This is a genomic window from Sneathiella sp. D3-11 (genome assembly GCF_055809395.1).
Window position 1 is genome coordinate 2,768,464 of record NZ_CM147911.1, and the last position, 21,900, is coordinate 2,790,363.

At 52.4% G+C, this 21,900-nt stretch carries 21 protein-coding genes and 3 pseudogenes; 17 read left to right on the forward strand and 7 right to left on the reverse strand.

The genetic code is table 11. The annotated features are described in order from the left end of the window. The first annotated feature begins 4 nt into the window (after window positions 1–4). The 10 genes and pseudogenes from murD (at window position 5) to ftsZ (ending at window position 11,082) form a co-directional block, all read left to right on the forward strand. Window positions 5–1,393, forward strand: coding sequence for a UDP-N-acetylmuramoyl-L-alanine--D-glutamate ligase (murD, locus tag AC0L73_RS14085; RefSeq protein WP_227953020.1), 1,389 nt, complete (start codon window positions 5–7; stop codon window positions 1,391–1,393). Further along, a complete protein-coding gene (locus AC0L73_RS14090; protein ID WP_473654019.1) occupies window positions 1,390–2,211 on the forward strand; it encodes an FtsW/RodA/SpoVE family cell cycle protein in 822 nt (273 codons plus the stop codon). The genes murD and AC0L73_RS14090 overlap by 4 nt, the downstream gene beginning before the upstream one ends. Further along, window positions 2,096–2,514, forward strand: a pseudogene (locus tag AC0L73_RS14095) (FtsW/RodA/SpoVE family cell cycle protein). The gene AC0L73_RS14090 and the pseudogene AC0L73_RS14095 overlap by 116 nt, the downstream one beginning before the upstream one ends. Continuing rightward, window positions 2,511–3,650: an undecaprenyldiphospho-muramoylpentapeptide beta-N-acetylglucosaminyltransferase gene (gene murG, locus AC0L73_RS14100; RefSeq protein WP_227953024.1), complete on the forward strand. Its 1,140-nt coding sequence runs from the start codon at window positions 2,511–2,513 to the stop codon at window positions 3,648–3,650. The pseudogene AC0L73_RS14095 and the gene murG overlap by 4 nt, the downstream one beginning before the upstream one ends. Continuing rightward, window positions 3,647–5,072: pseudogene (gene murC, locus AC0L73_RS14105) on the forward strand (UDP-N-acetylmuramate--L-alanine ligase). Before murG ends, murC begins: the two are co-directional and overlap by 4 nt. Next, window positions 5,069–6,031, forward strand: a complete 963-nt coding sequence (gene murB, locus AC0L73_RS14110) for a UDP-N-acetylmuramate dehydrogenase (protein ID WP_227953027.1) — start codon at window positions 5,069–5,071, stop codon at window positions 6,029–6,031. Before murC ends, murB begins: the two are co-directional and overlap by 4 nt. After that, window positions 6,025–6,936, forward strand: a complete 912-nt coding sequence (locus AC0L73_RS14115) for a D-alanine--D-alanine ligase (protein ID WP_415776558.1) — start codon at window positions 6,025–6,027, stop codon at window positions 6,934–6,936. The genes murB and AC0L73_RS14115 overlap by 7 nt, the downstream gene beginning before the upstream one ends. Further along, window positions 6,924–7,979, forward strand: coding sequence for a cell division protein FtsQ/DivIB (locus AC0L73_RS14120; RefSeq protein ID WP_473654020.1), 1,056 nt, complete (start codon window positions 6,924–6,926; stop codon window positions 7,977–7,979). The genes AC0L73_RS14115 and AC0L73_RS14120 overlap by 13 nt, the downstream gene beginning before the upstream one ends. Before the next feature lie 52 nt (window positions 7,980–8,031). Next, window positions 8,032–9,273, forward strand: coding sequence for a cell division protein FtsA (ftsA, locus tag AC0L73_RS14125; RefSeq protein ID WP_473654021.1), 1,242 nt, complete (start codon window positions 8,032–8,034; stop codon window positions 9,271–9,273). 108 nt (window positions 9,274–9,381) lie between these two features. Further along, window positions 9,382–11,082 (forward strand): cell division protein FtsZ, encoded by a 1,701-nt coding sequence (ftsZ, locus tag AC0L73_RS14130; RefSeq protein ID WP_227953035.1) that lies wholly within the window; start codon window positions 9,382–9,384, stop codon window positions 11,080–11,082. Window positions 11,083–11,453: 371 nt separating this feature from the next. On the opposite strand, the gene hemF is transcribed toward ftsZ, so the two are convergent. Further along, complete coding sequence (gene hemF, locus AC0L73_RS14135; protein WP_227953037.1) at window positions 11,454–12,305, reverse strand: oxygen-dependent coproporphyrinogen oxidase; 852 nt, start codon at window positions 12,303–12,305, stop codon at window positions 11,454–11,456. Window positions 12,306–12,309: 4 nt separating this feature from the next. Further along, window positions 12,310–12,786, reverse strand: coding sequence for a tRNA (cytidine(34)-2'-O)-methyltransferase (locus AC0L73_RS14140; protein ID WP_227953176.1), 477 nt, complete (start codon window positions 12,784–12,786; stop codon window positions 12,310–12,312). A gap of 148 nt (window positions 12,787–12,934) precedes the next feature. Between AC0L73_RS14140 and petA the strand changes: the two genes are divergently transcribed. The 7 genes from petA to AC0L73_RS14175 all read left to right on the forward strand — a co-directional run bounded on the left by petA (window position 12,935) and on the right by AC0L73_RS14175 (window position 18,718). Then, window positions 12,935–13,462 carry a ubiquinol-cytochrome c reductase iron-sulfur subunit gene (petA, locus tag AC0L73_RS14145; protein WP_227953039.1) on the forward strand — a complete coding sequence of 176 codons (528 nt, stop codon included), beginning with the start codon at window positions 12,935–12,937 and terminating at the stop codon, window positions 13,460–13,462. An 11-nt stretch (window positions 13,463–13,473) separates the two neighbouring features. Further along, entirely contained in the window at window positions 13,474–14,814 is a 1,341-nt protein-coding gene (locus AC0L73_RS14150; RefSeq protein ID WP_473654022.1) for a cytochrome b, read from the forward strand. Beyond that, complete coding sequence (locus AC0L73_RS14155) at window positions 14,807–15,574, forward strand: cytochrome c1 (protein ID WP_473654023.1); 768 nt, start codon at window positions 14,807–14,809, stop codon at window positions 15,572–15,574. The genes AC0L73_RS14150 and AC0L73_RS14155 overlap by 8 nt, the downstream gene beginning before the upstream one ends. Window positions 15,575–15,679: 105 nt before the next feature. Continuing rightward, a complete protein-coding gene (locus tag AC0L73_RS14160) occupies window positions 15,680–16,561 on the forward strand; it encodes an S-methyl-5'-thioadenosine phosphorylase (protein WP_473654024.1) in 882 nt (293 codons plus the stop codon). 12 nt (window positions 16,562–16,573) lie between these two features. Beyond that, window positions 16,574–17,101, forward strand: coding sequence for an adenine phosphoribosyltransferase (locus tag AC0L73_RS14165; protein ID WP_473654025.1), 528 nt, complete (start codon window positions 16,574–16,576; stop codon window positions 17,099–17,101). 91 nt (window positions 17,102–17,192) lie between these two features. Continuing rightward, window positions 17,193–17,816, forward strand: coding sequence for a LysE family translocator (locus AC0L73_RS14170; RefSeq protein ID WP_227953049.1), 624 nt, complete (start codon window positions 17,193–17,195; stop codon window positions 17,814–17,816). Between the two features lie 41 nt (window positions 17,817–17,857). Then, window positions 17,858–18,718, forward strand: a complete 861-nt coding sequence (locus AC0L73_RS14175; RefSeq protein WP_473654026.1) for a VOC family protein — start codon at window positions 17,858–17,860, stop codon at window positions 18,716–18,718. On the opposite strand, the gene AC0L73_RS14180 is transcribed toward AC0L73_RS14175, so the two are convergent. From AC0L73_RS14180 to AC0L73_RS14200, 5 genes and pseudogenes are all read right to left on the reverse strand, one after another. Further along, window positions 18,719–19,375, reverse strand: coding sequence for a dienelactone hydrolase family protein (locus tag AC0L73_RS14180; RefSeq protein ID WP_473654027.1), 657 nt, complete (start codon window positions 19,373–19,375; stop codon window positions 18,719–18,721). An 11-nt stretch (window positions 19,376–19,386) separates the two neighbouring features. After that, a complete protein-coding gene (locus AC0L73_RS14185) occupies window positions 19,387–19,854 on the reverse strand; it encodes an NfeD family protein (RefSeq protein WP_227953055.1) in 468 nt (155 codons plus the stop codon). 5 nt (window positions 19,855–19,859) lie between these two features. Continuing rightward, window positions 19,860–20,830 (reverse strand): annotated as a pseudogene (locus AC0L73_RS14190) (SPFH domain-containing protein). A gap of 108 nt (window positions 20,831–20,938) precedes the next feature. Further along, entirely contained in the window at window positions 20,939–21,388 is a 450-nt protein-coding gene (locus tag AC0L73_RS14195) for a MaoC family dehydratase (protein ID WP_227953058.1), read from the reverse strand. Further along, the gene (locus AC0L73_RS14200; protein ID WP_227953060.1) at window positions 21,385–21,852 is read right to left on the reverse strand and encodes a MaoC family dehydratase; all 468 of its coding nucleotides are present in this window, start codon (window positions 21,850–21,852) and stop codon (window positions 21,385–21,387) included. Before AC0L73_RS14200 ends, AC0L73_RS14195 begins: the two co-directional genes overlap by 4 nt. Between the last annotated feature and the right edge of the window lie 48 nt (window positions 21,853–21,900).

Consider the following 21,900-nt stretch of genomic DNA (forward strand, 5'->3'; position numbering starts at 1 on the left):
GGGAATGATGCAGAGCCATTCATATCAGCATAAGAACATCGCCGTCTTCGGTCTCGGCAAGAGCGGGATGGCAACGGCGCGACAGCTTCATCTCGGCGCGGCGCATGTTTTTGTCTGGGATGATAATGAGGCTCGTCGCACCGCCGCACTCGAGGCGGGTTTGATTGTGCAGGATCTGACGGAAAATAGCTGGCCAGAAGCGGAGGCATTGGTCCTGAGCCCCGGCATACCGCTAACTCATCCCATGCCGCATCCGGTAGTGGATCTTGCCAAAAAAGCGGGCGCGGTGGTTATCGGTGATATTGAGGTTTTCCTGCAAGAGAAAGAAGCCGGGCGCGTTATCGGTGTTACGGGAACGAACGGGAAGTCGACAACCGCGGCGTTGATACATCACCTTTTGACGTCGGCCGGAAAATCCTCGGCGTTAGGCGGTAATATTGGCACGCCCGTTATGGATTTGCCTGAGCTTGAGTCTGACGGCAGTTATGTGCTTGAGCTTTCTTCTTACCAACTTGATTTAACCCCTTCCTGGTGCGCGGATGTGGCCATCCTTCTAAATATCACACCCGATCACCTGGACCGTCATGGTGATATGGAAGGATATGCTGCGGTTAAGAAACGCATTTTCCAGAACCAGAATAAAACCGGTGTTGCAATCATCAATATAGATGATCCGTTCTGTGAGCATATCGCAACATGCCTAGCCATTTATGGTGACGGAAAGCTGATCCCCATCTCAACGACGACGCCAGTTGACGGCGGGGTGAGTGTTATTGATGGCCGCCTAGAGGACCGATCCGCTGACGATCAATCTTGGACGATGGATATTTCAAAGATTGGTTCCTTGCGCGGCCGTCATAACTGGCAGAATGCTGCCGCCGCTGTTGCTGCGGTACGAAGTGTTGGATTGACGCCGGATGAAATTCGCGATGGGCTTAAATCCTTTGGTGGTCTTGCGCATCGCATGGAGGAAGTGGGGCGGTATGAAAATGTCCTATTCATAAATGATTCCAAAGCAACCAATGCGGAGGCCGCGGAAAAGGCGCTGACCAGCTTTGATAATATCTTCTGGATTGCCGGTGGGCGTCAAAAAGCCGGGGGAATAGCCTCACTTGCCACTCATTTTAACAGAATTCAGGGGGCATTCCTGATCGGTGAGGCTGCAGATCAATTCGCAGCAACTCTAGACAAAAAAGCGGCACATCAAAAGTGTATAGACATAAACGATGCCGTCAAAAAGGCAGCAGAGACCGCGTTGCAATCCGGTCATAAGCCGTCGGTTGTGCTGTTGTCGCCTGCTGCCGCGAGTTTTGACCAATTCGACAGCTTTGAAGCTCGCGGCGAGGCGTTTCGTGCTGCCGTCCGGCAATGGATCACGGAGAAAACGTTATGACAACTTTTACCCGTCTTGATCGATCTGTTGTAGGCAGTTGGTGGTGGACTGTTGATCGTTGGACTCTTGTCGCGGTTGGCCTGCTTGTCGCGATGGGTGGAGTAATGGTGCTGGCAGCAAGCCCGGCTATTGCGGCGCGGCTTCATCTTGACAGCTTCCATTTCGTTCGGCGTCAGTTCATGTATCTGCCGATGGCCGTGATGGCAATTTTCGCCATTTCATTGCTCTCTCCTCTTTGGGTGAGGCGTCTCGCAGTGGTCAGTTTTGGATTTTTCTCCATTCTGACGATCGCTACCCTTCTGGTCGGGCCGGAAGTAAAAGGCGCGCATAGATGGTTGCAGTTTGGCAGCTTTACGCTGCAGCCGACCGAATTCCTAAAGCCGTCCTTCGCGGTGGTTGCCGCATGGATGTTTGCTGAACAGCGCCGTAGTGATGAAATTCCGGGCAATTTGATCTCGATTGCATTGTTTGTTTTCGTAGTTTCCTTACTACTCTTACAGCCGGATGTCGGTATGACGCTGGTTGTCTCTGCCGTCTGGTTCGCCCAGTTTTTCCTGGCAGGCTTGCCGATTATCTGGGTTGTCATGTTCGTCGTCGTCGGCATTGTGAGCGCCGCCGCGGCCTATAGTCTGTTTCCCCATGTGGCGAGTCGTGTTGACCGCTTCATGGATCCGTCGGGCGGCGGAAACTATCAGATTGAACGTGCGATGGAGGCTTTTCAAACAGGTGGCTTCTTTGGAGTCGGGCCATGGAGATGGTTCAGTGAAACGCCAGCTTCCCGATGCGCATACGGATTTTATTTTCGCCGTACTTGGTGAGGAGTTTGGCGTCGTTATCTGCCTTTTCGTGGTTGCTCTTTTTGCATTCATTGTGCTGCGGGGTTTCAGCCGCCTATTGGAAGAAAAAACTTCTTTGTCGTGCTGGCCGCCGCCGGGTTGCTCATTCAATTCGGTTTGCAGGCCGTGATTAATATCGGCGTTAACCTCCGGCTGATGCCGACTAAGGGAATGACGCTGCCCTTCATCTCCTATGGTGGTTCCTCTATGTTCGCGCTCGCGCTATTGATGGGCATGTTGCTCGCGCTTAGTCGCCGTCGCGCGGGAACAGGTGAATTGCGATGACAGCAGGGAAAAACCAGATTGTCTTGGCGAGTGGCGGCACAGGTGGGCATATTTTCCCCGCTCGCGCACTTGCGGAGGAACTGACAGCGCGAGGGTTTGAGGTAACGCTTATGACCGATATGCGCGGTGAGAAATATGATGAACTTTTCCCCGGTGTTACTATTCTGCAGGTCAAGTCCGGTTCTCCGTCTATCGGCGGGTTTATTGGAAAAGTAAAGGCTGTCGGCGCGCTTATCGCCGGCTTTTTGCAGTCACGCAAAATCCTGAGACGGATCAGTCCGCTAGCCGTTGTCGGGTTCGGGGGCTACCCCTCCATGCCGCCTACGGCCGCGGCAGCGAGCCTTGGGATCCCTTTGGTGTTGCATGAGCAGAATGCCGTACTGGGTCGGGTGAACAAGTTGCTGGCGGGATATGCCAAAGTCATCGCGACCTCTTTCGACAACACGGAAAGCGCCGATAACGAGACGGCGAATAAGATGATCTACACAGGCAATCCGGTCCGCCGCGCAATTCTCCCCTTGTTTGGCAAGGGATACAAAAGCCCGGTGACAAATGGTCCTATCAACTTGCTTGTCCTCGGTGGAAGTCAAGGTGCGACAATCCTCTCTGAGGTCGTTCCAGTGGCGCTTTCTGCTCTTCCGGATGATCTGAAAACGCGCCTGCGTGTAACGCAGCAATGCCGCGCAGAGGATATCGAAAAGGTTCGGGCGATTTATCAGGAAAGCGAGGTAGAGGCAAATCTGGCCTGCTTTTTTGACAACGTGGCGGAACTGCTTGAGGCATGTCATCTGGCGATTACGCGCTCCGGTGCGTCTACCCTTTCAGAATTGACCGTGGCGGGACGGCCATCACTTCTCGTTCCTTACAAACATGCCATGGACGATCACCAGCGAAAAAACGGTGAAAATGCGGTGGCTCGCGGCGCGGCGCGGCTCATTCTGCAGGATGATTTCACGGTAGAAGAAGTCAGCCGCCAATTGACGGACCTCTTGCGTCACCCGGACTGTCTGTCCGTTATGGCCAATGCCGCGACGAGCCTTGGTGAAATTCATGCGGCGGAAAAGCTCGCTGATTTGGTCGACCGGTTCAAGCGCAATAATAACGACAACAAGAATAATGGAAAGGTAGCTGCATGAGAAAGCTCCCTCTTGATATGGGTCTTGTTCATTTCGTCGGTATCGGCGGGATCGGGATGAGCGGTATCGCGGAAGTGATGCATACTTTGGGCTATCAGGTGCAGGGATCGGACCTTGCCGCCAATGCCAACGTGGAACGTCTGCGCGGCCTCGGCATTACGGTGCATGTGGGCCATGACGCGAAAAATCTTGGGGAAGCCCAGGTCGTTGTGATTTCCTCCGCGGTGAAGCCGGACAATCCCGAAGTGCGAGAAGCAAGAAGCCACCTGATACCGGTTGTCCGCCGGGCTGAAATGCTGGCGGAACTGATGCGATTGAAATCGGCGATTGCCGTTGGTGGCACTCATGGAAAGACCACAACGACATCTATGCTGGCGAGCCTGTTGGATGCGGCCGGGTTAGAGCCAACGGTCATAAATGGTGGCATTATTAATGCCTATGGCACCAATGCGCGCCTTGGCAATGGCGAATGGATGGTGGTTGAGGCTGATGAGTCCGATGGCAGTTTCACGAAATTGCCCGCGACTATCGCCGTGGTAACGAACATCGATCCGGAACACCTTGATTTCTACGGCGATTTTGACGGCGTGCGCGATGCTTTTCAGACATTTGTTCAGAATATACCTTTCTATGGATTCTGCAGCGGTTTGTATCGATCACCCCGAGGTTCAGGCTCTGATTGGCCGTATTTCGGATCGGCGACTTGTCTCTTACGGTCGCTCCCCGCAGGCCGATTATCGGGCAACGGATATTCGATTTGCAGACGGACATGCACATTTCAATGTGGAGATGAGTGATCGTGTCGAAGGGGATGCGCGCGAAATAACCGGCTTCGAACTTCCCATGCCGGGAACACATAACGTCATGAATGCCCTCGCGGCGATTTCAGTCGGCAAGGAAATGGGTTTCTCGGAAGAAGATCTTAAAAAAGGCCTTCGCAATTTCGGAGGAGTGAAACGCCGCTTCACAAAAACAGGCGAAGTGAACGGTGTCACCATTATTGACGACTATGGTCATCATCCTGTGGAAATAGCCTCAGTCCTTTCTGCCGCACGTCAGGCCTATGATGAAAAGGTGATTGCCGTCGTGCAGCCGCATCGTTACTCACGGCTTCATGATCTGTTCGAGGAATTTTGCACCTGTTTTAACGATGCGGATACCGTCATTGTCGCGGATATCTATGAAGCAGGTGAAGCGCCAATTCCGGGAATTGACAAGGAGCATTTTGCCGAAGCTCTTCGTGCACGAGGTCATCGTCATGTCTTGCCCCTTGAAGGGCCTGAGGCTCTGGCCGCGTTGATCAAGGAAAACAGCCATCCCGGTGATGTCGTCGTTTGCCTCGGCGCGGGTTCCATTTCAGCATGGGCCAATGCGTTGCCGGCGGAGCTTGACAAATTGTCGAGCGAGGAAAAGATAGGATGAATGAGATGACTCCTATGGAGCCGCAAAATTCGACCCATGAGAAGCTGATTGATCGCATGCCGTCAGTTCGCGGTCGGCTGCGTGAGAATGCTGATCTTGGCAAGGTGACCTGGTTTCAGGTGGGCGGTCCCGCAGATGTTCTTTTCAAGCCTGAGGATGATAAGGATCTTGCGGATTTCCTGAAAAATCTTTCAAAGGATATTCCGGTATATGTCATCGGGGTTGGGTCGAACCTTCTTGTGCGGGATGCAGGGGTACGCGGTGTTGTCATCCGACTCGGCCGGCATTTTACGAAAATGAACTGTGATAGTGATATGCTGACCGTTGGGGCCGGTGCGTTGGACGGGCATGTGGCTCGTTTTGCTGCGGATGCGGGGCTGGAAGGCGCAGAATTCCTGAGTGGTATTCCAGGCGGGATCGGCGGTGCGCTAAGGATGAACGCCGGAGCTTATGGCGCCGATATTTCCGATATTTTCCTGTCTGCGGTTGCCTATGACCGGAACGGCGAGCGCCACGAGCTCAGCCTCAAGGAGATGGGGTTTTCCTATCGTCATACGGATATCCCGAAGGATTGGATATTCACGCAAGCGACCTTCCGTCTCACGCCGGGTGATCGGCAGGAAATACTGGATCGAATGGCAGATATTTCGCGTAATCGGGAAGAGAGCCAGCCGGTGCGTAGTCGGACAGGCGGATCTACTTTTGCCAATCCGCCGGGGAAAAAGGCGTGGGAGCTGATCGACGATGTCAAAGGTCGAGGCTTTACCATTGGTGATGCCATGGTATCGGAAAAACACTGCAATTTCCTGATCAACAAGGGTGCCGCCCGGGCGGCTGATCTTGAAGCGCTCGGCGAAGAACTGCGCCGTCGCGTCTTTGCCAAACATGACACGTTGTTGCGCTGGGAAATAGTGCGCCTTGGGGAGACTGGCGAGCCAACGGAAGGGGCCGGATCATGAAACATGTTGCCGTCTTAATGGGAGGCTGGTCCGCCGAGCGGGAAGTGTCCATGAATAGCGGACTTGCCTGTAGCGAGGCGTTGAAATCATGTGGATACAAGGTGACGCCGGTCGATGTCGGCCGCAATATCGCCGAAACCCTCAGCGAGGTGAAACCCGATGTGTGCTTTAATGCGCTGCATGGCCGCTATGGGGAGGATGGCTACATTCAGGGATTGCTTGAAATCATTGGCATTCCCTATACCCATTCCGGCGTTCTCGCGTCGGCCCTCGCGATGGATAAGCCCGTTGCCAAAACGCTCTTTGCGGAGGTTGGTATCCCTATCGCCGATGGAAAAATTTTCACGCGTCAGGAAATTCAAGAGGGTGCCAGCTATCCAAAGCCATTTGTCGTTAAGCCCTTTAATGAGGGGTCCAGCGTTGGCGTGACGATCATCATGGATGATGAGAATATGAGCCTTCAGGATCTGCCTTGGACATTTGGAGAAAAAGTCCTGATCGAAAGCTTTATTCCGGGACGTGAGATTCAGGTTGCTGTTATGGGGAACGCGGCCCTTGGTGCGGTCGAGATAAGGCCACTCGGTCGTTTCTATGATTATGAGGCTAAATACACCGCTGGAAAAGCGGAACATCTGATGCCAGCGCCGCTTGATCCTAAAGACTATGAAGAAGCGTTGCGGTTGGCTTTGCTTGCCCATCAGACACTGGGGTGCCGTGGCGTAAGCCGGAGCGATCTTCGTTTCGATGATACAGGCAACGGGTCAGGCAAATTCTATATGCTGGAAACAAATACACAGCCGGGCATGACGTCGCTCAGCCTTGTTCCGGAGATTGCGGCTCATTCCGGCATTTCATTTGAAGATCTCGTCAGCTGGATAGTGGAGGATGCATCATGCGACCGATAACCATTGACAAGGATGACCGCGTTGTACCGTCGACGGCACGCTCGCGTAAGACCACGTCAAAGAATGGCGGGCTAACTAAAAGCCTGCGCGGTAGCGGTAAAAAGAAAAAGGCGGCAAAAAGAAAGTCGGAACCTGGATTCTCTACTGGCGCCGCATTTTCCAGACTTGGCAGTATGACGGTAGAAATTACCGATCGGATCAGTTCGCCTTTCAGGTCAGAAAAACCCCGTCGGGGTGGACGCCGCAAGCCCACCCCCGCGTGGCGCAAGCCCGCCATTATTTGCGGCGGTGTATTACTTGCGGCGGTTACTATTGGCGGGTTCACAAATTTCATCGTTCGGGCTGAATTGCTGGAAAAAAGCGCGACCTGGATTGATGAACAGCAGCAGGCCCTCGCGGAAGTCTTCGGCCTCACCGTGCAGCAAATTAGCGTAGTTGGCCGGGACAAGACTTCTGGAAATGACATTCTGCGTGTTCTCGATGTTGATCGCGGAGACAGTATTCTAGGTATTGATCCCGAGGCGGCACGCGAGCGACTTGAAACTCTTGGATGGATTGAGAGTGCCTCAGTGATGCGCCGCTATCCAGATGAGATATTTGTAGAAATCACAGAGCGGCGTCCCTATGCCCGCTGGCAGATCGATGGAAAAACCGGCGTGATTGATCGGACCGGTGCCCTGGTTTCCAGAAAGGATGAGGCGGCGTTCCGGTATCTTCCGAAGGTAGTTGGACCTGGCGCAAATGGCCATGCCGCGGAACTATTTGACATGTTGGCGCAAACGCCGGAGTTGTTCACCCGTCTTGAAAGTGCCGTGCGTGTCCGCGACCGTCGTTGGAACCTGCAGTTCAAGAACGACGTAACGGTTCTGCTTCCCGAAAAAGAGGCGTCAAAGGCCTGGAAGCAGCTTAACCAGATACAGAATGAGCAGAAGATTCTCGACAAGGACGTAATTGCGATCGACATGCGCGGGAAGGACCGCATGTATGTGCGGTTGAAGGAAGAGGCCGCGAAACTGCGTCGTCTTGCGGGGAACGATACATGATCAAAAGTCGGGCAAGCCGGTTTGAAGGAAAGATGAAGCGAGTGAAAAGGTAATGGCAGCTGGACGTAATGGACCTTTGGCGGCACTGGATGTCGGTTCAACGAAAGTATGTTGCTTCGTCGCTACAGAAGAGGCAGGACGTCTTCGCATCACCGGGATCGGTCATCAAGTCTCCCGCGGATTGCGGGCAGGCGGTATTACCAATATGGAAATGGCAGAAGAAGCCATTCGATCTGCTGTTGATGCCGCTGAACGCATGGCAGGGGAAACTGTGCGAGAGGTTTACCTCGGCGTTTCCGCCGGTAAGCCGGCCTCCCAGACGGTGGATGTCGAAATGTCGATTGGTGGGCAGGAAATAACCGAAAAAGATTTGCAGCGTACCTTGAAGGAAGCACGCGCCAGCTATCAGCCGGAAGGCCGCACAGTCGTTCATGCGCTTCCCGTCGGATACACGGTGGACGGCAATCGCGGCATTCGCGATCCACGAGGGATGTACGGCGAAAGTCTCGGTGTCAGCATGCATATGGTTTCTTTGCAAAACAGTCATATGCGTAACCTCGCCAATTGTGTCGAGCGCTGCCATCTGGGTGTGGCAGGCATGGTGTCCGCACCATACGCCTCCGGGCTTGCCTGCCTCGTGGAAGATGAAATGGACCTCGGTGTGACTGTGATCGATATGGGGGGCGGCTCCACGTCCTTCGCGGTCTTTTATGATGGGGAAATGGTTTTTAACGAGGTGATCCCGGTTGGCGGTGGCCATGTCAGCAATGATATTGCGCGCGGATTATCGACAACGCTCGCCAATGCGGAGCGGATGAAAACGCTTTATGGAAACGCTCTTGCCAGCCCGGCTGATGAAAAGGAAATAATCGATGTCCCATTGATCGGCGAAATGGATCATGACGTCGCTAATCATGTGCCACGTTCCATGCTTGTCGGGATTATCAAACCCCGTCTTGAGGAAATCCTGGAGCTGGTTAATGACCGTTTAACTGCGTCCGGGTTTAATAAGGTGGCGGGACGTCGGGCAGTTCTCTGTGGAGGTGCGGCCCAGCTTGCCGGGGTGCAGGAACTTACCGCCCGCGTTCTCGATAAACAGGTGCGCATGGGTAAACCTATCCGTGTTAAGGGGCTCGCCGATGCGACGGACGGGCCCGCATTTACCACTGTTGCCGGATTATTGTCTTATGCAGTGCGCGAAAGATTTGATGAGGGTATCAAGATGTCGTTGGCTGAAAAGCCGCCGAAAAACCGGTTTTTGCGCGTTGGAAACTGGTTCAAGGAGAATTTTTGAGCAAAAAAATGCATAAAAATTGTCAATATAGTGAGAAGTAGGGTTTCATTAACCACAATATTTGGTATTAATTAGCTGTTAGTCAGCGTAGTAGAGGAGGAGAGTGCCGTGAGTATCAATTTGTCAGTGCCGGAGCAAGCAGAGCTGAAACCGAAAATTCTGGTATTAGGCGTTGGAGGGGCTGGCGGTAACGCGGTGAATAACATGATTAGCTCGGAGCTCCAAGGGGTGGAGTTCGTTGTCGCTAACACCGATGCGCAGGCCTTGAAGCAGAGTTTGGCCGAGCGTCGTATTCAACTTGGAGCTGAGTTGACTGAAGGCCTGGGTGCTGGATCAAAGCCGCATATCGGCGCTGGGGCAGCAGAAGAGGCGCTTGACGAAATTGTTGGTCATCTTGAAGGTGTCCATATGTGTTTTATCACGGCCGGTATGGGTGGCGGTACAGGAACTGGCGCGGCGCCGGTTGTGGCGCGGGCGGCCCGCGAAAAAGGGATTCTCACCGTTGGCGTCGTCACGAAGCCCTTCCAGTTTGAAGGTAATCACCGGATGCGGATCGCCGAGGATGGTATCGAGGAATTGCAGCGTTATGTCGATACGCTGATCATTATCCCGAACCAGAATCTCTTCCGCATAGCCAACGAAAAAACCACCTTCGCCGACGCGTTTAATATGGCTGATGAAGTGCTTCATTCCGGCGTGCGGGGTGTTACTGACCTCATGGTTATGCCCGGCCTGATCAATCTTGACTTTGCTGATGTGAACACGGTCATGAACGAAATGGGCAAGGCAATGATGGGCACCGGCGAGGCGAGCGGTGAAAACCGCGCCATTGAAGCCGCAGAGGCTGCGATCTCCAATCCGTTGCTTGATGATGTCTCCATGAAGGGTGCGCGGGGCGTACTTATCAATATCACAGGCGGTATGGATCTCACCTTGTATGAACTGGATGAGGCCGCAAATCGGATCCGCAGCGAAGTTGATCCGGAGGCGAACATTATCGTCGGCTCAACCTTTGATACAGAGATGGAAGGCAGCATGCGGGTTTCCGTTGTTGCAACGGGCATCGACGCGCTGGAGGCTCAAAAGGCCAACTCTCCTAATGTCACATCTCTCAGGTCTCTAAGGGGTGAAGGCAAGGCGCCGTCTCTCTCAACGTCGGGAACATCAGACGGGGCACCTATGGTGCCAGCGGCGGCGGACATATCCGCATCTGGTTTTGGCGCGACTATGCCAGGCGGCAATTTCTCTGGTCAGCCAGTGGCTCAGGCTGGAGATGCTGCGTCCGGATCGGAAAATATTGAAATGGGCTCCACCTCTACGGAGGCGGGTTATATGAGCGGAAATCTGGCTGTTGATCAGGATCGCGATCTTCTGTCTGACATTGACGAAGAGATGGAAGAAAGCGATCAGGAATTCTCCACAGTAGAGGGGAAGGATAGTCCTTTCAAGGCTCCGCCGGCGATGAAGGTCGACAAGAGCCCTGAAAAGCTTGTTAATCCGGACGCGCAAGAGGCGGTGGCCGGAGCGGCAGATCCGAAGTCGAAAAAACGCGGACCGAGCCTGTTTGAACGGATGACCGGAGTTAGTCGCAACTTCCGAAAGGAAGCCGCGCGCGAAGAAACACCGGCGCCGGTTCGTAAAGAGCCGACAAGTAACCGGGTGGCTCCGGCACCAGCGGCACCCGCTCCGGCGGCACCGCAGGCGCCGACGGTTCGCAAGGAAGTAACGTCTTCTGTAAAAATTGACCAGAAGCAGGAAGATGAAGACCTTCTCGATATTCCGGCCTTCCTCCGTCGGCAGGCGAATTGATCCGCTAAGCTTACATACACAAAAAAGGCGCGAAACTAGTTAGGTTTCGCGCCTTTTTTGTAAGCGGCGGTGCCCCGCGCAATTAGGTCTGTATTTTAATCTGTGTCGAGGGGAAAAGAGGTTTCCGACTTAGAGACAGTCACAGCCGTGACAAGGTTTCACACCCATTGTTGAGCTTGCCATATGTGCACGTAAATTTCTCAGTGCGTCTGCTAACAAAACCAAGATGCTATATCTGTATCTGACCATCGTCCCACTCCTCTTAAAGTCGCGATCACAAGGAGTATATTACATAGTCTATGTGTATTCCCCAAGCGAAAGAGGTGTGCGCGACGTCACAGCCTAACACAATTGGTTGTGTTCTGGTTTTGCTAGGGCCACTTCACTTCAGGGGGTAGGGACATCAGAATAGCTTCCGTATTGCCCCCTGTTTTTAGGCCAAACGTCGTTCCCCTATCATATAAGAGGTTGAATTCGACATAGCGTCCGCGGCGGATGAGCTGATGTTCACGTTGCTCTGCCGTCCATTCTTTGTTCATATGGCGACGGATGATTTCCGGGTAGATATCGCGAAATGCTCTACCAATATCCTGTGTAAAGGCAAAATCGTTCTTCCAGTCGGTCTCCAGGCGATCATAGAAAATGCCGCCCACGCCGCGTGGTTCATCGCGATGGGGCAGAAAGAAATATTCGTCACACCATTTCTTGAATCTTGGATAATAGTCCGGATCATGACGATCACAGGCCGTTTTCAACGCAGCATGAAAATCGCTTGTGTCTTGCGTATCCGGATACATGGGGGTTAGATCAGCCCCACCGCCAAACCAGCGATTAGCGGTCACGATATGACGGGTGTTCATATGCACTGCCGGGACGAGGGGAGACTGCATATGGGCAACAAGGGAGATTCCGCTTGCCCAGAAAGTGCCATCGGTGTCGGTTCCCGGAATGGATTTCCGGAATTCCTCCGAGAATTGACCATGGACAGTTGAAATATTGACGCCTACCTTTTCAAACACGCGACCCTTCATCACGGACATCTCGCCGCCACCGCCGCCGGGCCGATCCCATTTCGTAACCTCGAAACGTCCCGGCTCCCGATCACTGAGTTGCCCGGTTAGCTCCTGTTCCAGTGTCTCGAAACTCTCGCGTATCTGATCGCGTAATGTCCGGAACCAGTTTACTACTTGGTTTTCTTGTGACCCTGTTGAGTTATCTGTCATGAATCTACCGTATTGTCGAAAGAAGTTGAGGGTTTGGAAAGCTGGCCGTTTGCCGCAGTGCTTCCCCGAGTACCATGGCGGCGGAAAGCGCGATATTGATCGACCGCATCCCCTCGGCCATAGGGATCAGTACGCGATGATCCGCGGCGTCATGGATTTCTTCAGGTACGCCCGCGCTCTCTCGGCCTAAAAGAAGAATATCCGATTCTGTGAATGTAAAATCCGTATAAGCGATATCAGCCTTTGTTGTCAGTAAAACGAGCCGTTTATCACTTTTACGCTTCATGAATTCCTGCCAGGAAACATGACGTGTGACATCTGCCGCGTCGGCATAGTCCATTACGGCTCTTTTGAGGTCCTTCGCGCCGAAAGGAAAGCCGCAAGGCTCAATTATGTCGACCGGAACGCTTAGACAGGCGCCCAATCTGAGCATAGTTCCGACATTAGGGGCTATATCTGGTTGGTAAAGTGCAAGTCGCATCTTGCTGTTGTAATGGGAGTGTTGTAACAAATACAGGAAAATTGCGCGCTTTATTGTCGCATTCGTCACGTTCGGACTGGACATGTGGGCATTATGATGACAAAAAGCGGGCGCGGTAAATTATTTTTTTAGGCTTTGGGGAAAGTAAATGACGACAACCACCCCTGAGGAAGAAAACGGCGTAAAGCGCCGTGATTTTCTTTATATTGCTGCGGGCGGCCTTGGCGCCGTGGGGACGGCAGCGGCCATCTGGCCCTTTATCTCGCAAATGAACCCATCTGCGGATGTTCTTGCGCTGTCAACGACCGAAGTTGACCTTGAAGGCATTGAAACCGGATCTGAGGTCACTGTCGTATGGCAGGGCAAGCCGGTTTTCGTAAGGCATCGGACGGAAGAGGACATCGAGAGAGCGGAAGATGTTGATCTTGCGGATTTACCTGATCCGCAACCTGATGCTGATCGGGTGATCAAACCTGAATGGCTGATTATGGTCGGTATCTGCACCCATCTGGGTTGCGTCCCGCTTAAAGGGCAGGGTGATTACGGGGGATGGTTCTGTCCCTGTCATGGATCGCATTATGATACGTCAGGACGTATCCGTAAGGGGCCGGCACCATTAAATCTGGTCATTCCGCCTTACGAGTTCCTAGACGATAATAATATCAAGATCGGGTAGGGGGCCCCAAGATGTCTTTTGAACCAAAAAATCCTGTCGTCAAATGGGTAGAGGATCGCTTGCCGATCACGGGGATGCTTCATCATGCCCTCTATGAGTACCCGACGCCAAAGAATCTAAGCTACTGGTGGACATTCGGCTCTCTGGCTGGCGTTATGCTGGTTGTGCAGATTGTTACCGGTATTGTGCTCGCGATGCATTACACACCGCATGTCGACATGGCCTTTACCAGCGTTGAACATATCATGCGCGATGTGAACTATGGCTGGCTGCTCCGGTATATGCATGCCAATGGCGCCTCGATGTTCTTCATCGTCGTTTATCTTCATATCTTCCGGGGTCTGTACTATGGCTCCTACAAGGCTCCGCGGGAGCTTTTGTGGTGGCTCGGTCTGGTGATCTTCCTGCTGATGATGGCGACTGCCTTTATGGGCTATGTGCTTCCCTGGGGACAGATGAGCTTCTGGGGCGCAACAGTGATCACCAACCTGTTCGGGGCTATTCCGGTTGTGGGCGATAGCATTGTGACATGGCTCTGGGGTGGTTTTGCGGTTGATAACCCGACCCTGAACCGGTTCTTCAGCTTGCATTATCTGCTGCCTTTTGTGATTGTCGGGATCGTTATCCTGCATATCTGGGCGCTGCATACCAATGGCTCCAACAACCCGACGGGTGTGGAACTGAAAGATAAGCAGGACAGCATTCCTTTCCATCCTTACTACACGGTCAAGGATCTGTATGGATTGGCTATCTTCCTGATTTTCTTCTCGGCCTTTCTGTTCTACGCGCCAAACTATATGGGCCATCCGGACAACTACATTCCAGCCAACCCGCTGGTGACCCCGGCACATATCGTGCCTGAATGGTACTTCTTGCCGTTCTATGCGATCCTGCGAGCGGTCCCTGACAAGCTTGGCGGTGTTCTGCTGATGTTTGGGGCTATTGCGGTTCTGTTTGCGCTTCCTTGGCTGGATAAGAGCCGGATCCGCTCCGCTCGTTTCCGGCCTATTTACAAGCAGCTTTTCTGGGTATTCGTGGCTGTTTGCGTCGGATTGACGTACATGGGAGGCCAGACGGCCGACGGCAATATGGTCGAGATTCACGGCATGGTTCCCGTTGTCGTTGATGGTGTCACTCAAATGAAAGACGGTGCCCCGTTAATGGAAGAGGGGATAACTTTTGCCATTAGCAATGTTCTGATCTCTCGTATTTTGACAGTGTACTACTTCCTCCATCTATTAATCCTGCTGCCGCTGGTCGGTTTGTTTGAAAAACCAAAACCGTTACCCGCGAGTATCTCGGAGGATGTTTTGTCTAAGAAGCCTGCAAGTGAGGAGGCGGCCAATGCTTAAATTATTGACGTCTCTGGGGATTGCGGCTCTTGTTTCTTTCAGCAGCTTGGGCACAGCCCATGCTGCCGGAGATGCGGTGGAAATGAAATCCGTTGCATGGAAGCATGGCGGTATTTTCGGAACATATGATCGTGCCGCTGCTCAGCGGGGCCTTCAAGTGTATCGTGAAGTTTGCGCCGGTTGTCATGGCCTTGGTCTGGTGGCCTTCCGCACGCTTTCCGATCTTGGTTTCAGTGAAGAGGAAATCAAGGCGATCGCCGCAGAGTCTGAATATGAAGACGGTCCGGATGGCGAAGGTGAAATGTTTGATCGACCAGGTAAACCGTCGGATAAGTTTCCGTCGCCTTTCCCGAACGAACAGGCAGCCCGTGCGTCAAACGGCGGTGCCTATCCGCCGGACCTCTCGCTGATGAGCAAGGCCCGTCCGGACGGTGATAACTACCTGTATTCCCTGCTGACCGGATATGAGGATGCACCTGCTGATTTTAACCTCGCTGAGGGGATGAATTACAACGGGTATTTCCCAGGGCATCAGATTGCGATGCCGCCACCACTGTCGGAAGATGCGGTTGAGTATTCCGATGATACGCCAGCAACTGTTGATCAGATGGCAAAAGACGTGACAGTCTTTCTGGCATGGGCGGCTGAACCGAAATTGGAGCAACGTAAGAGCATCGGTCTTCGGGTGATCCTGTTCCTGCTTATTCTGGCAGGCATCTTCTATGCGGTGAAGCGTAAAGTCTGGTCAGACATTCACTAAAAGATAGACGTTGAACTGAAAGGGCGCTTTTCGAAGCGCCCTTTTTTTATGGCATGTCATTCGTATCAAGGCTAAATTTCGGCCGATACAATTTGGGAGGACGGAATGAGTTCATCAAGCGATAGGCCGGTTATCGGTGTGATCGGTGGAAGTGGGGTGTATGAGCTTGACGGGCTGACGGACACTCACTGGAAAGCGGTGGAGAGCTCGTTTGGGGAACCGTCGGATGAATTGCTGTTTGGGACACTCGATGGCACTCAGATGGTGTTTCTGCCCCGCCACGGGAGGGGACATCGCATCCCGCCAGCTGAAGTGAATTACAGGGCGAATATCGATGCATTGAAGCGCGCCGGGGTGACGGAGATTATCTCGGTGAGTGCCTGCGGTTCGTTCGAAGAAGAACTCGCGCCCGGCACATTTGTGATCGTAGATCAATTCATTGACCGGACGATCGACCGTAAGAAAAGTTTTTTCGGCACAGGCTTAGTCGCTCATATAAGTATGGCACATCCTGTGTGTTCCCGCCTTGGAGATGCGTTGGAAGTTGCCGCGAAGGAAACCGGTATTCCTGTGCATAGAGGCGGTACTTATCTCGCGATGGAGGGGCCACAATTTTCCAGTCTCGCCGAATCAGAGTTGTACCGGAGTTGGGGATGTCAGGTAATCGGTATGACAAATATGCCTGAAGCCAAACTCGCTCGTGAAGCGGAAATGTGTTACGCGACCGTGGCAATGGTAACGGATTATGATTGCTGGCATCCGGAGCATGACGCGGTTGAGGTAACGACGATTATAGAAGTGTTGATGAAAAACGCAGACAACGCACGGCATCTCGTGAAGTCAGTGGTGCCCACGTTAAGCGCCCGCCAGTCTTCTTGTGATACCGGATGCCATCATGCACTTGATAATGCCCTGATCACCGCGCCGGACGCGCGCGATCCCAAAATCATGGAAAAGCTGGATGCGATAGCAGGCCGCGTACTTTAGCCAGGAGTTATTATGGATATAAAATCTGTTATTCGGACCATTCCTGATTACCCGAAAAAGGGGATCTTGTTCCGCGACATCACAACGCTCTGGCAAGACGCAGGTGGCTTTCGCCATGTCGTCGATCAGTTGGTCTGGCCTTACGCCGGTGTCAGGATCGACAAAGTAGCGGGAATTGAAGCACGGGGGTTTGTTCTTGGCGGAGCCATTGCCCATCAGCTTAGTGTTGGATTTATTCCCGTTCGCAAAAAAGGGAAGTTACCCGGACCAGTGCATAGCGAAGAATATAGTCTTGAGTATGGAACCGACACGGTTGAAGTTCATCAGGATGCCATAAAGGAAGGAGAGAATATTCTTCTCGTTGATGATCTAATCGCGACGGGTGGTACAGCGGCTGCGGCCATCAACCTCATCCGTCATGCAGGCGGAACCGTTATCGGGGCCGCCTTTGTGATTGATCTCCCAGATATCGGCGGCGCAAAAAAAATAGCTGCGATGGGTGTCAGTGTTCGTACGCTGTGTGAGTTTGAAGGGGATTAAATCGGACGGCCACCAGATTGTAATATGGGACTTGTCATTTTCTCCTGCCTATGTCTTTGCTAATTAAAGGACATGAGATGAGGATATGGGTATGTCACTAGAAATCTGGATATCGTTCTTTATTGCGAGCGCGGCCCTTCTTGCTATTCCAGGGCCCACGGTCATGATTGTTATAAGCTATGCGCTTGGCCAGGGGAGGAGTACGGCTTGGGCGACAGTCCCGGGTGTCGCGCTCGGTGATTTTACGGCGATGACGGCTTCATTGTTAGGGGCGGGCGCCATCCTCGCTACTTCAGCAACGCTTTTCACCGTGTTGAAAATTCTGGGCGCTATCTATCTGGTTTGGCTCGGAATCAAGCTCTGGCGGGCCGAGGGTGGCATGGGCTCCGTTCATTCACCAAAAGAAAAATCAAAGACGGCAATGTTTCGTGCCTCCTACATCGTCACCGCCCTTAACCCGAAAAGCATTGTCTTTTTTGTCGCGTTTGTTCCGCAATTTGTGAATGTAAATGCGCCTGTCTTTATGCAGTTTGTGATTTTAGAGGCGACATTCCTTGTGCTGGCGGCCATAAATGTTGCAATCTGGGCGTTCCTGATTGGAAATCTGAGGGAAAGGTTCAAAAATCCGCGGGTTTTGAAAATCATTAATCGCGTCGGCGCGAGTTTCCTGATTGGAGCAGGAATGCTGACGGCGTTTGTCCGCCGCACAGCGTGAGTTATCTAATAACCGATCATCTATAAAAATCGGAGTAGGGAATGCTACATAATATAACCGGAATTGATCATGCCCTGATCGGGGTTGAAGATCTTGAAGATGCGCGATCTATTTACGAAAAACTGGGATTTACGCCGACGCCGCGCGGATCGCACATTGGTTGGGGAACGGCAAATTACTGCATTATGTTCGAGGAGAACTATATCGAACTCCTCGGCATCGTGGACCCGTCATTAGAGACAAATGGCCTTGATAGTGCCCTTGCCGAGCGAGGAGAAGGTTTACTTGGTGTCGCGCTTGCGAGTGATGATCCCGAAGCCACTCATCAATCTCTTGTTGACGATGGGTTGGAGCCGTCTGCGCTGTTAGCGCTGAAGCGCAAGCTGGAGCTTCCTGAAGGAGATGTCCTGCCAGAGTTCAAGCTGATCCGGCTTACGTCTTCGGCGGGGTTGACAGCCAAAAACCTCTTTATCTGTCATCATATGACGCCGGAACTTGTACGCCAGCCTGACTGGCTAGAGCATCCAAACGGTGCAAAATATATCAATTCAATTGTTGTAGTGGTGGAAGATCCCGCTGTGCTCGCGTCCTATTATCAGCGGCTGTGTGGCTCCATCAATGTCACCTTGACGGATAATACGCTCACGGTGCATTTTGGGCGCGGTAGCCTGATTTTCGTCAACGATCGGGATATTGACCTCATGTTCCCAGGTTTGACTATTTCAGATGAAATGCCGGCTCTTCCGCATTTGATTGCCATGACAATCGCGGTCGAAAATCTCGAACAGACAGAGAAATTTCTTAAGGAAAACGGGGGCGCGCCGCAAAAAATTGCGAATGGCACCCTCCGGGTTGATCCGGCGGATGCCTGTGGCTTGCTCTTGGAATTTACAACTGGCTAATTACGCCATGAAGTCGAGGGTGCGGTCGAGCGCGAGTTTGGCGCTCTCTGCATCATAGCTCCCGCGGTGATCGCAATTAAAACCATGCCCGGCGGAATAGATATAAACAGGAATATCCGGCCGCTTCGCTTTGACTTCTTCAACAGCAGACATCGGGATTGAGGCGTCTTGATCGCCGAAGTGCAATATAATCGGCACCTTCGGTTCTTCCGCCAAGTTCTGAGGGATCATTCCGCCGTAATACCCAACCGCTTTGCTGATGGAAGAAAGTCGACAGGCCGCAAGATAGGCAAGGTTGCCGCCCCAGCAATAGCCGATTACGGTGATGTCTCCTGCGTCCGCTATCTCTTTCGCAGCTGCATCCGTATCTTTCAGCGCGTCATCCGCGGCTATCTGTTTCATATATCCAAGACCCGTTTGGATATCCGTCTGTTCGTAGTTAAGCGTAATATTTGGGTCAACCCGGTCAAACAGGGCAGGGGCTATGGCGACATAGCCTTGCTGGGCGTATGCGTTGCAGACTTCCTTGATATGGATGTTGACGCCGAAAATCTCCTGCAGGATGACAACACCACCTTTGGGTTTGCCTACTGGAGAGGCTTTGTAAGCGGAAAGCTTGTGACCATCCTCTGCCGTCAGCTCAATTAATTCTCCCATGACTACCTCTTCTAGTTTTTTGCAACAGGTTCAACGATGAGTAAGGTCCCATCCACTCCAGTAACATTCACGACCGCGCCGGCCTCCAAATCTGGGCCTTCAACAGCCCATTGGGTATCGTCCACATGAATCTTACCGCGGCCATTCATGATGGGTTCCGTCAGTGTAAAATGACGACCAACATACTGGACACCACGCTGGTTCAAGGTTGTGTTGTCTTCGACGCCCGGGTGCTTTTTCAGGAACAGGCGCGAGAGAGCAATGCTGCCAATAGCGATGACCGCAAATAATATCCATTGATATTCCCATCGCATGTCGGGGGCTATCCAGGCGATAACGCCCACAATGCCAGCGGATATCCCGAGCCAGAGAAAGATGGTACTAGGTGCGAAAACTTCCAGGATCACCAAGATAAGCCCGAGAATCCACCATGACCAGAATTCGAGGCTGGCGAACCATGTAATAATTTGATCAAGCATCACCGTCACTCAACCGTTGGGACAGAGCCGCTCGACCGGCGCTTGTCTTCATCTTTGCCAAAAACTTCCTTGGCGATAGATCCGATACCAGCAAGTGATCCGACGAGAGCACTCGCCTCCATCGGCATGAGGACAACCTTCGAATTACGGGCCATGCCGATTTCCTTCATCGCTTCGGTATATTTCTGGGCGATAAAATAGTTGATAGACTGAATATCGCCCGCCGCAATGGCCTCAGATACATCGTGGGTCGCCTTGGCTTCGGCTTCGGCGGCACGTTCGCGCGCTTCCGCATCGCGGAAAGCGGCTTCGCGGCGACCTTCTGCCTCCAGAATCATAGATTTCTTTTCGCCTTCTGCTTTCAGGATTTCAGATTGCCGAACACCCTCCGCTTCCAGAATGACCGCCCGTTTTAACCGTTCCGCTTTCATCTGCCTGCCCATTGCCTCAACAAGATCGAGAGGGGGGTGATATCCTTGATTTCGACACGGGTTACTTTCAAACCCCAGGGGGTGGACGCCTGATCAATCACGGTCAACAAGCGGACATTGATGGCATCGCGCTGGCTAAGCGCTTCGTCAAGGTCCATGGAGCCAAGAACAGTACGAAGGTTCGTCTGTGCGAGATTTTGAATGGCCCGTTCCAGGTCTCGCACCTCATATGCGGATTTGGCGGCATCGAGAACCTGAAAGAAAAGAACGCCATCGACCTGTACCATGGCATTATCACGGCTGATGACTTCCTGTGTTGGAATATCCAACACCTGTTCCATCATGTTGATCCTACCGCCGATACGATCAATGAATGGTACGATCAGACCAAGGCCAGGGTGCAGGCTACGCGTATATCTGCCGAAGCGCTCGATTGTAAATTGATATCCTTGTGGAACAATCGTCACGCCCATAAAGACAATGACAATTGCAAAAATGACTAGGACGACGACGAAAATCGCGAAGCCAGACAAGAAAAAATCCATTTCACTACCCCTAGAATTGCTGGATAAATAACAGGCTTGTCGGACTATATAATGTAAAGTCGTTAGACCTAAGTTAAAAATCCAACGGATTTTGAAATTTGGACAGCGTTATTCGGGGCGGGTTTTTACCATGCCGATGGATTTCATGCTGAGAACAATTTCGTTCTTCTGATTAAAGAGATTTATTTCAGCGCGCACAATTCCCATGTCGGGCCGGGATGAGGACTTTCTGGTCTCTATAACGGTTGATTCATACCGCAAACTATCGTCGGGCCGAACCGGCAGGATCCAGCGCAGATCATCAAACCCTGGAGAGCCCAGGCCCGCGCGACTATTTGTCATGCTATCGACGAGGAGCCGCATCAGGGTCGATGCCGTATGCCATCCAGATGCAATCAGGCCTCCGTAGATGCTCTTCTTCGCGGCTTCTTCGTCAATATGAAAGGACTGCGGATCATATTTGCGTGCGAAATCAAGAATTTCCTTTTTCGTGACGATCCTGCTTTCAGAGGTCGTTTTATCTCCGACGGCGATATCCTCGAAATATATCTTGTTCATCGTGAGGCCTCCGTTTCAGAATTCTCTGGGCAACGGAGGAACATACCGCTTGAAATCATGGTCATTTTGACCTCGTCCTTCTGGTTAAGGACTGTATGAGAAAATTTAACGAAGCCGAGTTCAGGGCGGCTTTTTGGCAAACTGCGATCAAGGACTTCCGCCTTTACATGAAGGACTTCACCGGGGCGCACAGGCTGTTTCCAGCGAAGCTGTTCAATCCCGGGTGAGCCCATGGAGGCTGAATCAATCAGGTAATTATCGACCATCATTTTCATGCACATCGAGCCTGTGTGCCAGCCGCTTGCAATAATGCCGCCGAAGAAATGCTCTTTTGCGGCGTCTTTGTCGATATGGAAAGGCTGCGGATCGAACGCGGTCGCGAATTCAATCACTTCTTCTTCCGTTACTTCATATCCGCCGAATTCCATCACCATTCCGACGGTAAAATCTTCCCAATAGCGCATTTTCTTCACCTTTTGATCTTGTTGCGATCACTCACGCATTTATTGCTT